Here is a 14277-nt window from a genome sequence, read left to right as displayed (position 1 = left end):
CGGGTGATGCCGTGGCGGGCGAAGAAGCGCGACAGCCCGCTCGTGCTGGTGGTTACGCCCCGCGCGGCCAGGACGTCGCGCAACTCGCGCAAGAAGATCTCGGGCCGGGCCTCGCAGGTGGACAGGATCAGATCGGCCTGGGCCTCGATGGTCGGGAGGCGATCGCTGCTGTGCGTGGGGGTGGGTGCGACGTGACCTTCCTGCGCGAACCGCGCCGACCAGCGGCTGGCGCTCGATACGCTCACACCGAACCGGGCCGCCGCCCGATGGAAGGAGGCGCCCTCGGTCACGGCCGCGACAACGCGCTCGCGCAGATCGACTGATAAAGGTGATGGCATCGCCGGCTCCTTCATCCGTCAACGCCGCAAACGCTGATCCGTCGCAACGTCTGCGGGAATAGCTCTAGCCGACGCGCGAGCGAAGAACTGCGCTCGCGGGCTCGCTCACGCCCCTCGATGAAACGTTGGTGCAGCGCTTCGGTCTCAGCCGACCGCGGGCCGAGCGATTTCCAGACGCCTTTCTTGTTCCGATAGAGGTAGCTTCGACCATCGACGGATTTCCAGGCCATTGAGCCTGTGAAGCGATCGCGCAGGGTCGATCGCGCCGCGCGGTAGGCATCGAAGACCTGTTCGGCGTTGATGAGCTGGCGCGCCTGCTCGTCGTCCAATTCCAGATAGGCCATGCCGAAGGCCCCTATGCCGGGACGCGGCGGCTATGTGCCATAAACGGCTGATGGACAAGCATTTATCCATGCCGGATGCGTTTTGCGGCGCAATTTGGATAATCCGGTCCTGCCCCCTTGTTCCTGGGTATGGCGGGGGGACCTCTCGTGCAGGATTGACTATCCCTGCACCATCAACCGGTCGCGGTCCCTGAGCGCCGGAAACAGCCTGCCCCACAGTAGCGCAACCCCGACCGTCGCGGCGCCTCCGACCACCACCGCCGGGACCGCCCCGATCGCGGCGGCCAAGACCCCGGATTCGAATTCGCCGAGTTCGTTCGAGGCGCCGATGAACACCGTGTTCACCGCCGAGACCCGGCCGCGCATCGCATCCGGCGTCTCGCCCTGCACGAAGGTCTGGCGGACATAGACCGAGATCATGTCGGCGGCCCCGGTGACGAACAGGCAGGCCATCGACAGGGGCAGCGAGGTCGAGAGGCCGAAGACGATTGTGGCAGCGCCGAAGACCGCCGCGGCCCGGAGCATGCGCAGGCCGGCATGGCGCCGGAGGGGGACGTTCGCCAGCAGCACCGCCATGGCGACGGCGCCTAAGGCCGGCATGCTGCGCAAAGCCCCGAGCCCGAGGGGGCCGACATGCAGCACCGCCCCGGCATAGATCGGCAGCAAAGCCGTGGCGCCGCCGAGGAGGACGGTGAACAGGTCGAGGCTGATCGCGCCCAGCACCACCGGCTGCGAGCGGATATAGGCGATCCCCGCCGAGAGGGCCGCCCAGGTGACCGGCGGCCGCTCGCTGACGGATGCCGACCGGAAGCGGATCAGCGCCGTGAGCAGGCTCGCCAGGGTGAAGCTCGCCCCCGCCCCGCCGAACACCACCGCCGGCCCGAGGGCGTAGAGGAAGCCGCCGAGCGCCGGCCCCATCACCGAGGCGCTCTGCCAGAGGGAGGCGTTCCACGCGATGGCCGAGCTGAACTGGTTCGCCGGCACCAGGGTCGGCAACAGGGCCTGGAGGGCCGGGTTGGCGAAGGCCCGGGCGGTGCCCACGAGGATCACCAGGGCGTAGATCGGCCAGACGACGTGGACGCCCGACAGGGCGCAGGCCAGCAGGCCGAAGCTCGCCACGCTCTGGAGCGCGAAGGCCCCGGCACCGACGAGGCGGCGGTCGTAGGCATCCGCGACATGGCCGGTGATCAGTGCGCAGACGACCGCCGGCAGGAAGCCCGCGAGGCCGACGAGGCCGAGCGCCAGGGCGGAATGGGTCAGGTCGTAGACGAACCAGCCGATCGCCACCGCCTGCATCTGGTAGGCGAGGCCCGTGAGGAAGCGGGCGGCGCCGAACAGCCGGAAGTCGCCGATGCCGAAGACGGCCCAGCCGGAGCGATCCTGTTTGGACATGCCCCCTGCTGCGCGGCGCAGGCCGAAGAATCAAGCCTGACGGTTGCGCCGGCGCCGGCTTTTGCGCCCGGCGGACCGCCTAATGCAGCGCCAGCCCGGGCTTGCGCGCGGCCGTGGCCGGGGGCGCCGGCGGCCGGACGTCGAGGATCGGTTCGCGCCGGGACCGGGCGGTCGGATCGAGCGGAAAGGTGCAGGTCACGCAGGTTCCCTGGCCGGGCGCCGTCTCCAGATGGACCCGGCCCCCGTGCAACTCCACGAAGGAGCGGACGATCGACAGGCCGAGGCCGACCCCCCGATGCCGCGTGCCGAGGGTATGGCTCTCGAACCGGTTGAACACCGAATCGGCGATCTCGGGGGGCATGCCGCGCCCGTAATCCCGCACGCTCAGATGGAGTTCCGGGCCGTCGCGTCGGGCATGGACCTCCACGCGCTGCCCCGCCTCCGAGAAACCGACGGCATTCGAGAGCAGGTTGAACAGGATCTGGCGGACGCGCTTCCCGTCGGCATGCACGCTGCCGATATCCTCGGGCACGTCGAGGGAGAGGGTGATCCGCGATTCGGCGAGCCGGTCCTCGATCCCGCGCACGGCCGCCTCGACGGTGGCCTGAACGTCCACCTCCTCCCGCTGAAGCTCCAGCGAGCCGGCATCGATCGAGGCGAGGTCGAGGATGTCGTTGATGATGACGAGCAGCGCCGCCGAGGAGCGCATGATGTGGTCGGCGTATTCCCGCTGCCGCTCGTTGAGGGCGCCGACCGTCTCGTCGCCCAGGAGCTGCGTGAAGCCGATGATGTTGGTGAGCGGCGAACGCAGCTCATAGGAGACATGGTGCACGAAGGTGTCGCGCAGCTGCGCGGCCTTCACCAGGGCGTCGTTCTTCTCGGTGAGCGCCCGCTCGACGTTCACGCTGGCGGTGATGTCGATCAGTGTCAGGAGCGTCGCGCCCTCCGGCAGCGGTTGGGCGGCGCAGTCCAGCACGGAGCCGTCCGCCACCTCCAGCCGGCACGAGCGGGCCGTCCGGGATTCGAGGCCGACCACGGCGTCGCGGATGTCGAGCCACGGCTCCTCCGCGGGGGCCAGTTCCCGACAGGCCGCGATGACGGCATCGACGTGCGGGCGCTCCTCCACCATGGCGGGGTCGAGCCGCCAGACCGTGAGGAAGGCGCGGTTGGCGAGCGTCAGCCTTCCGTCGGCCCCGAACACCGCGACGGGCTCGGCCAGGGTGTCGAGGGTCTCGGCCTGCAGGCGGCGCAGGGCATTGTAGCGGGATTCCGCGTTCAGATGGTCGGAAACGTCGTCGAACAGATAGGTCAGGCCGCCCTGCGGGTTCGGGTCGGCGACCACGCGCAGCGTCCGGCCGTCGGGCAGGTACCACCACGTCTGGTTGGCCTCGGCGGCGCGGTAGGCGGCGAGCACGCCCTGCTTCCAGCCCCGGAAATCGGCATGCTCTTCGAGCTTCCGCTGCGCGCGCAGGTGATCGAGGATCTCGCCATCCGAGGGGCGGCTGTCCAGGAAGGCCTGGTCGAGGTCCCAAAGCTGGCGATAGGCGGCGTTGTGGAAGATCAGCCGCTGCGAGACGTCGAACATCGCCACCGCGGTCGGTAGCTGGTCGAGGGTGCGGACATTGGCGTTCATCTGCCGCTGCAGGTCGGCGCGGACGCTCTCCAGCTCCGACACGTCGATGGCGATGCCGACCCGGCCGGTGTCGAGGCTGGTCTCGAACACATCGAGCATGCGCCGGCTGCCGGCCACGATGGCGGAAAGCCGCGGCAGGCTCCGGGTCAGGCCGGCGGCGCGGGCCGCCTCCTCGCGGGCGATGGTCTCCCGGGCGGGGCGGTCGAACAGCTCCAGCCCGGCATCGAGGGCGGCCTCGCGGCTCTCCGCCTCGACGGCGCTGACATAGGCGGCGTTGACCCAGCTCAGGCCGCCCTCGCGGGTGCGCCGCCAGACCGGCTGCGGGATCGCGTCGAGGAGCCCGGACAGGGCCGAGAGCCCCCGGCGGGTCTCGTCCAGGGTGGCGCGCAGGTCGGCGATCTCGCTGCGCTCCTGGCTGGTCTCGCGCAGCCGCAGGAGCGCCCGGCCGGCCACCGCCTGCCCATGCGCCTCGATGCTGCGGCCATTCTGCGTCCGCAGGCTCAGCGTGAAGCCGGTGCCGCGCGCCCGCAGGGTCTCCACGGCGCTTTCGACCGCGGTCGCGTCCGCGGCGACGAGCCACGTGCCGAAGGCCAGGACGCGGCGGGCATAGCCCGAGACCGGGCGCTCCCCGTGGATCGCGAGGCTGATGTCGCCCTCCACGACCGGTTCGCTGCGCCGGTCCCAGGTGACGATGATCTGGCGCTCGGCGTTGAGCAGCATCTCGGCGCGGTCGTGCGCGCCGCGCAGGACATCGAGGGCTGCGGCGAGCTCGCGCTCGCGCCGGGTCCAGCGATTGCGCTCGTAGAGATGGAGCAGCGACAGGATGACCGCGAAGGCGGCCAGACCGCCGAAGATCGCCAGCGCGGCCACGCTGTGGATCTCGCGCGCGGAATGCGCCGTCGGCACATCAGCGAGTTCAGCCAGTGCCGCGCTGGCCGTGGTGAGGGCGAGCGCACCCACGCAGATTCGAATGTGGGTCGCCCGACCGACACCCATGGTTTGCCCCGCCCCCGTCGCTGCCCTCGACGGTGATGCGAGCGGCGCGCGCCATCGCGCGGCGCAGAACGCACCGTCCCCACGGCGGTTCTCCCGAACCGGCGCGGCCCCATCGATCAAAGATTCGCCGGCACTCTACCGTGCGTAGGAATCCGCCCGGAAGGGGAACGAAGCGTGGCTTTTGATCGACGCGCATAATCAGTCGTTAACGACACACAGAAGACACAGTTCGAACGCGCATACACGGCTTGACAAACGAGAAGGCCCGACGCAGTGCGCCGGGCCTCGAAGGGAATGCGGGTCGAAGGCGAAAGGACCGCCGCGGCTCACCGAATCTGCAACCGGTGGTTCGGCGCGTCGCCGCGCCGTCCCGACGTCAGTAGCGGTAGTGCTCGGGCTTGAACGGGCCGCTCTCGGAGACGCCGATATAGGCGGCCTGATCGGGGCGGAGCTTCGAGAGCTTCACGCCGATCTTTTCCAGGTGCAGGGCCGCGACCTTCTCGTCGAGCGCCTTCGGCAGGGTGTAGACCTGCTTCTGGTACTTGCCCGGGTTGGACCACAGCTCGATCTGCGCCAGCGTCTGGTTGGTGAACGAGGCCGACATCACGAAGGACGGGTGGCCGGTGGCGTTGCCGAGGTTCACCAGCCGCCCCTCCGACAGGAGGATGATGCGGTGGCCATCGGCGAACTCGATCTCGTCGACCTGCGGCTTGATGTTGTTCCACTTCAGGTTCTTCAGGCCGGCGACCTGGATCTCGTTGTCGAAGTGGCCGATGTTGCAGACGATCGCCCGATCCTTCATCGCCCGCATGTGGTCGATGGTGATGATGTCCTTGTTGCCCGTGGCGGTGACGAAGATGTCGGCGCGCGGCGCGGCATCCTCCATGGTCACGACCTCGTAGCCCTCCATGGCGGCCTGGAGCGCGCAGATCGGGTCGATTTCCGACACGAGCACGCGGCAGCCGGCATTGCGCAGGGACGCGGCCGAGCCCTTGCCGACATCGCCGAAGCCCGCCACCATCGCGACCTTGCCAGCCATCATCACGTCGGTGCCGCGGCGGATGCCGTCGACCAGCGACTCCTTGCAGCCGTAGAGGTTGTCGAACTTCGACTTGGTGACCGAGTCGTTCACGTTGATCGCCGGGAAGAGCAGCTTGCCCTCCTTGGCCAGCACGTAGAGGCGGTGGACGCCCGTGGTGGTCTCCTCGGAGACGCCCTTGATGCTGTCGGCGAGGCCGGCGAACCAGCCCTTCGGCTTCTCGGCGAGCTTCCGCTTCAGGAGCGCGAAGAACACCTCCTCCTCCTCGCTCGACGGCTTGTCGAGGAAGGCGGTGTCGCCGTTCTCGGCGCGCAGGCCGAGATGGACGAACATGGTGGCGTCGCCGCCGTCGTCGAGGATCATGTTCGGCATGCCGCCGTCATGCCAGTCGAACAGGCGCGAAGTGTAGTCCCAGTACTCCGCCAGGGTCTCGCCCTTCACGGCGAAGACCGGGATGCCGGCGGCCGCGATCGCGGCGGCGGCGTGGTCCTGGGTCGAGTAGATGTTGCAGGAGACCCAGCGGATGTCGGCGCCGAGCGCCTTCAGGGTCTCGATCAGCACCGCGGTCTGGATCGTCATGTGGAGCGAGCCGGCGATCTTGGCGCCCTTCAGGGGCTGCGCCGCGCCGTACTCCGCGCGGACCGCCATCAGGCCCGGCATCTCCGTCTCGGCGATCGAGATCTCCTTGCGGCCGTAATCGGCCAGCCCGATGTCCTTGACGATGTAATCCTTGGCCATGTGTCGACGGCTCCGTGTTCGCGGTGGGGTTCGGCGCGAGCCTCTACCACCTCGCGGGCCACGAAGCAATCAAGACATAAAGATGTCTTTATACGTTCTAAGCACCGGGGCGGCCATCGAGCCGCCCCGTGCCGGAAGGGTTTTCGATCGGTCAGCGGGTCGGGCGGGCCAGCCAGCCGACCGCGAACGCGACGGCGGCCACCAGGGCGAGGGGCGCGCCGCGGTTCTCGTCCGCGTGCGCCGCGAGGTGGCGGCCGTGATGGACGGCACGGTCGCGGTAGTGTTGCCCGCGGTCGAGGGCCTCGTCGGCGAGTTCCCGCCCGCGCGCGCTGACCTCGCGGAACCGGGTGCGCCCCTCCTCGACGAGCTGTTCGCTGCCGTGGCGCAGGTCGCGCACCGCGTCCCGGGCCTCGCCATAGGCGTATTGCGCGGCGCCGGCGGCCTGCTCGTAGGCGCCGTCGAGCTGGCGGCCCGGATTGCCGCGGACCGCGCCCGCGGCCGTCTTGGCCCGGCCGCGCAGGTGGCGGAGACCGCCTTCGAGATGATCCCTGTTCATCGTGTCCCTCCGATCCGGCGTGCGCCCGGACGGCGCGGCGCCTGCGTCGGGGCGGAACGAGGCGGGCGCGCTGGGGTTCCGCGTGAATCGGGGGTCGGATCACACGTTTCGGTGCCCCGGCTATGGAAAGCCGCTCCCAGCGCGGCCGCAGATGTCCTCAGATCTCGATCTCGGTCCCGACCTCCACGACCTGGCGGGTCGGGACGCCGAAGAAGGCACCGGTGCGCTCGGCGTTGCGCTGCATGAAGGCGAACAGGCCCTCCCGCCAGGGGGCCATGCCGCGCGCGTCGTCCTTCGGGATGATCGTCTCGTGGCCGACGAAGACGGTCATGTCGTCGAGGACATGCGGCGGCAGGTGGCGCGATTCGACCGCGCAGGCCAAGCCTTCGAGGATCGAGGCCTCCTCCATGAAACCGTAGCGCAGGATCACCCGGTAGAAACCCGGCGCCAGAATCGTCACGTGCGCCCGCTGCTCCCGCGGGACGGTCGGCGTCTCCTCGTAGAGCGCCGTGATGATCAGGATGCGCTCCATCAGGGCGTGGTTGCGCTCGACGAAGCGCGAGAGGTGGAGCGGGATCCCGTGCTCGGCCGCCGACAGGAAGGCTGCCGTCCCCGGCAGGCGCAGCAGGTCGCGGTGCTGGAGCCCGGCGAGGAAGATGTCCTCCGGCTGCCGCAGGGCGGCCCGTGCCTCCTCTACGAGTTCGTTGCCCTTCTTCCAGGTCAGCATCATCAGCGCGACCGCGCCGGCCAGCACCAGGGGAAACCAGCCGCCCTCCAGGATCTTCACGCTGTTGGCGGCGAAGAAGACCAGATCGATGGCGAGGAAGAAGCCGTTCACCGCGAAGACCAGGACCGGATTGTAGCCCCAGCGGAGCGCGATCAGCGCGGCGAGCAAAGTGGTGATGCCCATCAGCATCGACACCGCGATGCCGTAGGCGCCCGCCAGCGCGTCGGAGGAGCCGAACATCACCACGGCCACGAGGGTGGCGAGGGCCAGTAGCCAGTTGACCATCGGGACGTAGATCTGGCCGCGCTCGTCGCGCGCCGTCTGCACGATGCGCATCGCCGGCAGGAAGCCGAGCTGCACCGATTGCTGGGTCAGCGAGAACACGCCCGAGATGATCGCCTGCGAGGCGATGACTGTCGCCATCGTGGCGAGGCCGACCAGCGGATAATGCCCCCAGTCGGGGCACAGGCGGAAGAACGGGTTCTCCAGGGCGTCGGGGGCGGAGATCAGCAGCGCGCCCTGGCCGAAATAGTTGAGCACCAGCGCCGGCAGGACCAGGGCGAACCACGCGAGCCGGATCGGCAGGGCGCCGAAATGGCCGAGATCGGCATACATCGCCTCGCCGCCGGTCACCGCCAGGAACGCCGCGCCCAGCATGGCGAAGCTGACATGCACGCCCGCGTGAAGCATGAAGTCGAAGGCGCGGAACGGGTTGGCCGCCGCGAGGATCTGCGGCGTATGCAGGGTCCCGAGGAGCCCGAGCAGGCCGAGCACCGCGAACCAGACCAGCATGACGGGCCCGAACACGCGGCCGATGGCGGCCACGCCCTTGTGCTGGACGAGGAACAGCCCGACGAGGATCACCAGCGTGATCGGCACCACGTAGGGTCCGAGCGACGGCGCGTCGACCTTCAGGCCCTCGATCGCCGAGAGCACCGAGATCGCCGGCGTGATCGCCCCGTCGCCGTAGAGCAACGCCGCCCCGACCAGCCCGACCACGAGGAGCAACGCCTTCCAGCTGCCGGGACGCGCCTGCCGGGCGCCGAGCAAAGCCAGCATGGCCACGATGCCGCCCTCGCCGCGGTTGTCGGCGCGCAGGATCAGCACCGCGTATTTGAGCGAGACGATCAGGATCAGCGACCACAGGATCAGCGACACCGCGCCGGTGGCGGCCGCCGGCACCGAGGCGCCGCCGCTGGTTGCGGCCTTAACCGCATCCTTGAACGCGTAGAGCGGGCTCGTGCCGATGTCGCCGTAGACGACACCCAGCGCGCCGAGGACGAGGGCCGGGCGAAGGCGACTGGGCGCGGACGCACTGCCTTCGGCATCGGTCTCGGCACCGGTCGCCGCGGCGGGGGCGAGGGACTGACTCAACGCACCGGCTCCCACACGAACCTGCCCGGACCTGGGCGTGTCGACATTGCCCGACAGTTAGCAGCCCGACCTTGTCCGTCCAGCGACGGCGCAGCGGAAGGCGCCCGAGAGGCCGGCTTCACACGCGGACTTGAGGGTATAAGTCTTGGAACGCCGCGCGGTGTCCGCCGGCTCGGCACCGACCTCTTCCCGGGCCGCAGGCCGCGCCAGCGGAATGCGACCCGGGTGCCGGCACGGGACGACGCGCAGCGTCCACATTTGGTGTCGCTTGTGCGGCGTTTCGTACGCGGGCTCCGGATCAGATTCCGCTGTCGCTCCGCCTGTCCGGGAAAGGGTTGGTCGGCTTCAGATCAGCGCCGCCAAGGCCTCGGGGCAGGCCTCGCCGCGCCTCAGGCAGAACACCTCCGCGCCGGCATGGCGGGCGATCGACGTGGCCACGGTGCTGGCCGGGGCCGGCGCGCCGACGCTCTCGCTGACGACCACGGCACGCAGCCGCACATCGTAACGGCGTAAGGTCTCGCAGGCCGTGAGCGTGTGGCTGATCGCCCCCAGGTAACTTCCGGATACCAGCAGCGCCGGAACATCCAGCGCCCGGAGCCAATCGAGGCCGGTCGCCGCCTCGGTGACCGGGCTCATCAGGCCGCCGACCCCCTCGACCAGCAGCGTTCCCGTCGTGACGGCGATCTGGGCCCGGCACCAGCCGACGAGGTCGGCCAGATCGAGGGATCGGCCCTCCAGCACGGCCGCCTGATCGGGCGACAGGGGCGCGGAGAAGCGCCAGGGCGAACAGGCTTCCACGGCCTCGCCGTCGAGGGCGATACCCTGCGCGTCGAGGAGCCGGGCGGTGTCGCTCTCGGCGAAACCGGGATCGCTCAGCGGCGGGACGCCGCTCGCCAGCGGCTTCACGGTCCGCACCGGCCGACCCTGCGCCCGCAGGCGCCGGGTCAGCGCCACAGTGACGTAGGTCTTGCCGATCTCGGTGCCGGCCCCCGCGATGAAGACCGCCCGGGCAGCCATCGCGGCCTCAGGCCTGCAGGCTGCCGTGGCAGTGCTTGTATTTCTTCCCCGAGCCGCAGGGGCACGGCTCGTTGCGGCCGACGCGGCCCCAGGTGGCGGCGTCCTGCGGGTCGCGCTCCAGCACCGCGCCGTCCGCGGTGAGGCCCTGGGCGGCGAAGCCGTAGGCCGGCCCGGCGCCGCCGTCGCTGCCGGAGCCCTGGCCGGCAAAGTCCATCTCGTTCTCGCCGGTGACCGGATCGAGGTGCTGGGCGAACATCGGCGGCAGGGCCGGACCGCCGGCCGGGAACTCGGCCTGCGGCTCCTGGAACATGATCTCGACCCGCGAGAGCTGCGCGGTGACCTGCTCGCGCAGGGCGGTGACGAGGCCATTGAACAGGTCGAAGGCCTCGGACTTGTACTCGTTCAGCGGATCGCGCTGGGCGAAGCCGCGCCAGCCGATCACCTGCCGCAGGTGGTCGAGGGTCACGAGGTGCTCGCGCCACAGGTGGTCCAGGGTCTGGAGCAGCACCTGCTTCTCGATATAGGCGGTGACTTCGGCGCCGTTCTTCTCGGTCCGGGCCGCATAGGCCTCCTCGGCGGCCTTGAGCAGGCGCTCGCGCATCTCCTCGTCGGCGATGCCCTCTTCCTTGGCCCAGTCCTCCACCGGAACGTCGAGGTTGAGGATCTCCCGCACCTGTTCGCGCAGGCCGGCCACGTCCCACTGCTCGGCGTAGGCGTTCTCCGGGATGTGTCGGGCGACGAGGTCGTCGATCACGCCCTCGCGCATCTCGTCCACGGTCTCGCGGACGCTCTCCTGGGCCATGAAGTCCCGGCGCTGCTCGAACACGACCTTGCGCTGGTCGTTCATGACGTTGTCGTATTTGAGCACGTTCTTGCGCATGTCGAAGTTGCGCGCCTCGACCTTCTGCTGCGCCTTCTCGATCGCCTTGTTGATCCAGGGATGGATGATCGCCTCGCCCTGCTCGAGGCCGAGCTTCTGCAGCATCCCGTCCATGCGGTCGGAGCCGAAGATCCGCATCAGGTCGTCCTGAAGCGACAGGTAGAATTTCGAGCGGCCGGGATCGCCCTGGCGGCCCGAGCGGCCGCGCAGCTGGTTGTCGATCCGCCGGCTCTCGTGGCGCTCGGTGCCGATGATGTAGAGGCCGCCGGGCAGGTCCTTCTTGCGGCCCGCCTCCGGATCCGCCTTCTCGCCGGAGGCCAGGACCTTGGCGCGGTTCTCGGCGATCTCGGCCTTGATGGCCTCGATCTGGGCGTCGCGCTCCGGTCCCTCGGGGACGCCGGCCAGTTCCTTCTCGACCCGCATCTCGACATTGCCGCCGAGTTTGATGTCGGTGCCGCGGCCGGCCATGTTGGTGGCGATGGTGATCGCGCCCGGCACGCCGGCCTCGGCCACGATGTAGGCCTCCTGCTCGTGGAACCGGGCATTGAGCACGGCGAAGCGCTTGGTCACCCGGCCCTCGCGGGCGGCGGCGTAGACGTCGGTCAGCGCGTTGGGATCCGAGTAGTCGAGCAGGCTGTAGCCGGCCTTCTTGAGCAGTTCGGCAAGGTGCTCGGACTTCTCGATCGAGCCGGTGCCGACCAGGATCGGCTGATGGCGGCTATGCGCCTTGTCGATCTCCGCGATGATGCCGTCGTACTTCTCAGCCACCGTGCGGTAGACCTCGTCGTCCTCGTCGACGCGCTCGACCTCCTTGTTGGTCGGAATGTCGACCACGTCGAGCTTGTAGATCTCGGCGAACTCGTCGGCCTCGGTCGAGGCCGTGCCGGTCATGCCGGCGAGCTTCTTGTAGAGGCGGAAATAATTCTGGAAGGTGATCGAGGCGAGCGTCTGGTTCTCGGGCTGGATCGTCACCCGCTCCTTGGCTTCGAGCGCCTGATGGAGCCCCTCCGAGTAGCGCCGTCCCTGCATCATGCGGCCGGTGAACTCGTCGATGATCACCACCTCGTCGTTCTTGACGATGTAGTCCTTGTCCCGGGTGAACAGCGTGTGGGCGCGCAGGGCCTGGTTCACGTGGTGGACGAGCGTCACGTTGTGGGCGTCGTAGAGGTCGCCCTCCTTGAGGAGGCCGGCCTCGCGCATCGCCTCCTCGATGAACTCGTTGCCCTCTTCGGTGAGCGAGACGGTGCGCTGCTTCTCGTCGAGGTCGTAGAATTCCCTGCGCAGCCGCGGCATCAGCGCATCGACCGCGACATAGAGTTCCGATCGGTCGTCCACGGGACCCGAGATGATCAGCGGCGTGCGCGCCTCGTCGATCAGGATCGAATCCACCTCGTCGACGATCGCGAAATTGTGCCCCCGCTGCGCCAGCTGGGACATCTCGTACTTCATGTTGTCGCGCAGATAGTCGAACCCGTACTCGTTGTTGGTGCCGTAGGTGATGTCGCAGGCATAGGCGTCCTTGCGCTGCGCGTCGTCGAGCCCGTGGACGATGGTGCCGACCGAGAGGCCCAGGAACCGGTAGACCTGACCCATCCACTCGGCGTCGCGCGAGGCGAGATAGTCGTTCACGGTGACGACGTGGACGCCCTTGCCCTCCAGGGCGTTGAGATAGACCGGCAGCGTCGCCACCAGGGTCTTGCCCTCGCCGGTCTTCATCTCGGCGATGCCGCCCTCGTGCAGCACCATGCCGCCGATCAGCTGCACGTCGAAGTGGCGCTGGCCGAAGACGCGCTTGGCCGCCTCGCGCACCGTCGCGAAGGCCGGCACGAGGATGTCGTCGAGGCTCTTGCCGGCGGCGAGCTCGGCCTTCAGCATGTCGGTGCGGGCGCGCAGGGCCTCGTCCGACAGGGCCTGAATCTCCGGTTCCAGCGCGTTGATCTGCGCCACGCGGGGGCGGTAGCCCTTGACGCGCCGGTCGTTGGAGGAGCCGAAAATCTTCTTGGCGATCGAGCCGAGCATCGTGGACCTGCGGACGCGCGAGCCCGCCCACGCATGAGCGTGACGGGCCGGCCTGGGCGGAGTTGGCCGGGCTTATAGAGGTAAACATCGCCCGGTGCACCTGAAAGGGGCAGCCCTCAACGCCGGCCGGTGCGGTCACGGTTCCGCCAGCGGCGGAACCGCCGCGCTTGCCTTCTCGCGCGACGCGGGCCACCTGTGCCGCGGCCCGCCGCCCGGCCCGATCCGGAGCGGCCACGAGACGTCAGCCGAGGACTTCGCCCGATGCCCCACACCGCCCTGCTCCGGCGCGTCAGCGCGCTCGCCGTCCTGATCGCGCTGCCGGGTCTCGCGCTGGCCCAGGCGCCGCAGAAAGCGCCGGCTCCCGCCACGACACCCGCCGCGAACACGACGGCCGCGACCTCCGCCGCCCCGGCGGGGCCCGATTCGGTGGTGGCGAGCGTCAACGGCAAGCCGATCACGCAGGGCGACCTCGCCATCGCGGCCGACGACCCGGCTTTGTCGCTGCCGGGCGTCGACGACGCGCAGAAGAAGAACCTGCTCGTGGACTACATGGTCGACCTGCGGGTCGGCGCGCAGGCGGCCGAGGCCGCCAAGATCGGCGACACCCCGGATTTCAAGCGCAAGCTCGCCTATTTCCGCGACAAGCTGCTGCTCGACGACTACCTGGAGCAGGAGGCCAAGCGCGCCGTCACGCCGGAAGCCGAGCACGCGATCTACGATCAGACCGTCAAGCTGATGAAGCCCGAGGAGGAGGTGCACGCGCGCCACATCCTCGTGGACAACGAGGCCGACGCCAAGAAGATCGCGGCGCGGATCAAGGGCGGCGAGGATTTCGCCAAGGTCGCGGCCGAGACCTCGAAGGATCCGGGCTCGAAGGCCGAGGGCGGCGATCTCGGCTGGTTCACCAAGGAGCGGATGGTTCCGGACTTCGCCAACGCCGCCTTCGCGATGAAGGCCGGGCAGGTCTCGGACCCGGTGAAGACCCAGTTCGGCTGGCACGTCATCAAGGTCGAGGAGAAGCGCACCAAGCCGCAGCCGACCTTCGACGAACTCAAGGACCAGATCGACCAGCACCTGATCCGCAAGGCGCAGCAGGACCTGATCCTGAAGCTGCGCGCGGAGGCGAAGATCGTGCGCCCCGATGCGCCCGCCGAGGCGGCGCAGCCTGCGCCGGAGACGAAAAAGCCCTGATCCGGGTGCGGTGACGGTCGGACCGTTCCGTCC

General features: G+C 69.3%; 10 protein-coding genes. 1 reads left to right on the top strand and 9 read right to left on the bottom strand.

Going from position 1 to position 14277, the window contains the following annotated elements:
- The 9 genes from FVE89_RS17430 to secA form a co-directional block, all read right to left on the bottom strand.
- Positions 1–338: helix-turn-helix domain-containing protein (locus FVE89_RS17430; protein WP_160535221.1), on the bottom strand; the 338-nt coding region annotated here is incomplete at its 3' end.
- Between the two features lie 11 nt (positions 339–349).
- On the bottom strand, positions 350–682 hold the full coding sequence (locus FVE89_RS17425; protein ID WP_202130868.1) for a hypothetical protein: 333 nt from the start codon (positions 680–682) through the stop codon (positions 350–352).
- A gap of 159 nt (positions 683–841) precedes the next feature.
- A complete protein-coding gene (locus FVE89_RS17420) occupies positions 842–2074 on the bottom strand; it encodes an MFS transporter (protein ID WP_160535204.1) in 1233 nt (410 codons plus the stop codon).
- 79 nt (positions 2075–2153) lie between these two features.
- Entirely contained in the window at positions 2154–4703 is a 2550-nt protein-coding gene (locus tag FVE89_RS17415; protein ID WP_160535203.1) for a PAS domain-containing sensor histidine kinase, read from the bottom strand.
- A 376-nt stretch (positions 4704–5079) separates the two neighbouring features.
- A complete protein-coding gene (gene ahcY, locus FVE89_RS17410) occupies positions 5080–6480 on the bottom strand; it encodes an adenosylhomocysteinase (RefSeq protein ID WP_160535202.1) in 1401 nt (466 codons plus the stop codon).
- Between the two features lie 151 nt (positions 6481–6631).
- Positions 6632–7036, bottom strand: coding sequence for a CsbD family protein (locus FVE89_RS17405; RefSeq protein WP_160535201.1), 405 nt, complete (start codon positions 7034–7036; stop codon positions 6632–6634).
- A 157-nt stretch (positions 7037–7193) separates the two neighbouring features.
- Positions 7194–9137 carry a KUP/HAK/KT family potassium transporter gene (locus FVE89_RS17400; RefSeq protein WP_160535200.1) on the bottom strand — a complete coding sequence of 648 codons (1944 nt, stop codon included), beginning with the start codon at positions 9135–9137 and terminating at the stop codon, positions 7194–7196.
- A gap of 345 nt (positions 9138–9482) precedes the next feature.
- On the bottom strand, positions 9483–10154 hold the full coding sequence (bioD, locus tag FVE89_RS17395; RefSeq protein WP_160535199.1) for a dethiobiotin synthase: 672 nt from the start codon (positions 10152–10154) through the stop codon (positions 9483–9485).
- A gap of 7 nt (positions 10155–10161) precedes the next feature.
- Positions 10162–13053 (bottom strand): preprotein translocase subunit SecA, encoded by a 2892-nt coding sequence (gene secA, locus FVE89_RS17390; RefSeq protein WP_160535198.1) that lies wholly within the window; start codon positions 13051–13053, stop codon positions 10162–10164.
- A gap of 261 nt (positions 13054–13314) precedes the next feature.
- On the opposite strand from secA, the gene FVE89_RS17385 reads away from it, so the two are divergent.
- A complete protein-coding gene (locus FVE89_RS17385) occupies positions 13315–14244 on the top strand; it encodes a peptidylprolyl isomerase (protein WP_160535197.1) in 930 nt (309 codons plus the stop codon).
- Positions 14245–14277 lie beyond the last annotated feature (33 nt).

The sequence above is a fragment of the Methylobacterium sp. 2A genome, from assembly GCF_009806555.1.
Taxonomy (GTDB): Bacteria; Pseudomonadota; Alphaproteobacteria; order Rhizobiales; family Beijerinckiaceae; genus Methylobacterium.
Note: the sequence above shows the minus strand (reverse complement) of the source record. Positions and strands in the feature narration are given on the sequence as shown.

What these genes read in the sequence shown, in the direction of transcription:
- FVE89_RS17425 (WP_202130868.1), bottom strand. Translation starts at nt 682, where the DNA reads ATGGCCTATCTGGAATTGGACGACGAGCAGGCGCGCCAGCTCATCAAC.
- FVE89_RS17420 (WP_160535204.1), bottom strand. Translation starts at nt 2,074, where the DNA reads ATGTCCAAACAGGATCGCTCCGGCTGGGCCGTCTTCGGCATCGGCGAC.
- FVE89_RS17415 (WP_160535203.1), bottom strand. Translation starts at nt 4,703, where the DNA reads ATGGGTGTCGGTCGGGCGACCCACATTCGAATCTGCGTGGGTGCGCTC.
- ahcY (WP_160535202.1), bottom strand. Translation starts at nt 6,480, where the DNA reads ATGGCCAAGGATTACATCGTCAAGGACATCGGGCTGGCCGATTACGGC.
- FVE89_RS17405 (WP_160535201.1), bottom strand. Translation starts at nt 7,036, where the DNA reads ATGAACAGGGATCATCTCGAAGGCGGTCTCCGCCACCTGCGCGGCCGG.
- bioD (WP_160535199.1), bottom strand. Translation starts at nt 10,154, where the DNA reads ATGGCTGCCCGGGCGGTCTTCATCGCGGGGGCCGGCACCGAGATCGGC.
- secA (WP_160535198.1), bottom strand. Translation starts at nt 13,053, where the DNA reads ATGCTCGGCTCGATCGCCAAGAAGATTTTCGGCTCCTCCAACGACCGG.
- FVE89_RS17385 (WP_160535197.1), top strand. Translation starts at nt 13,315, where the DNA reads ATGCCCCACACCGCCCTGCTCCGGCGCGTCAGCGCGCTCGCCGTCCTG.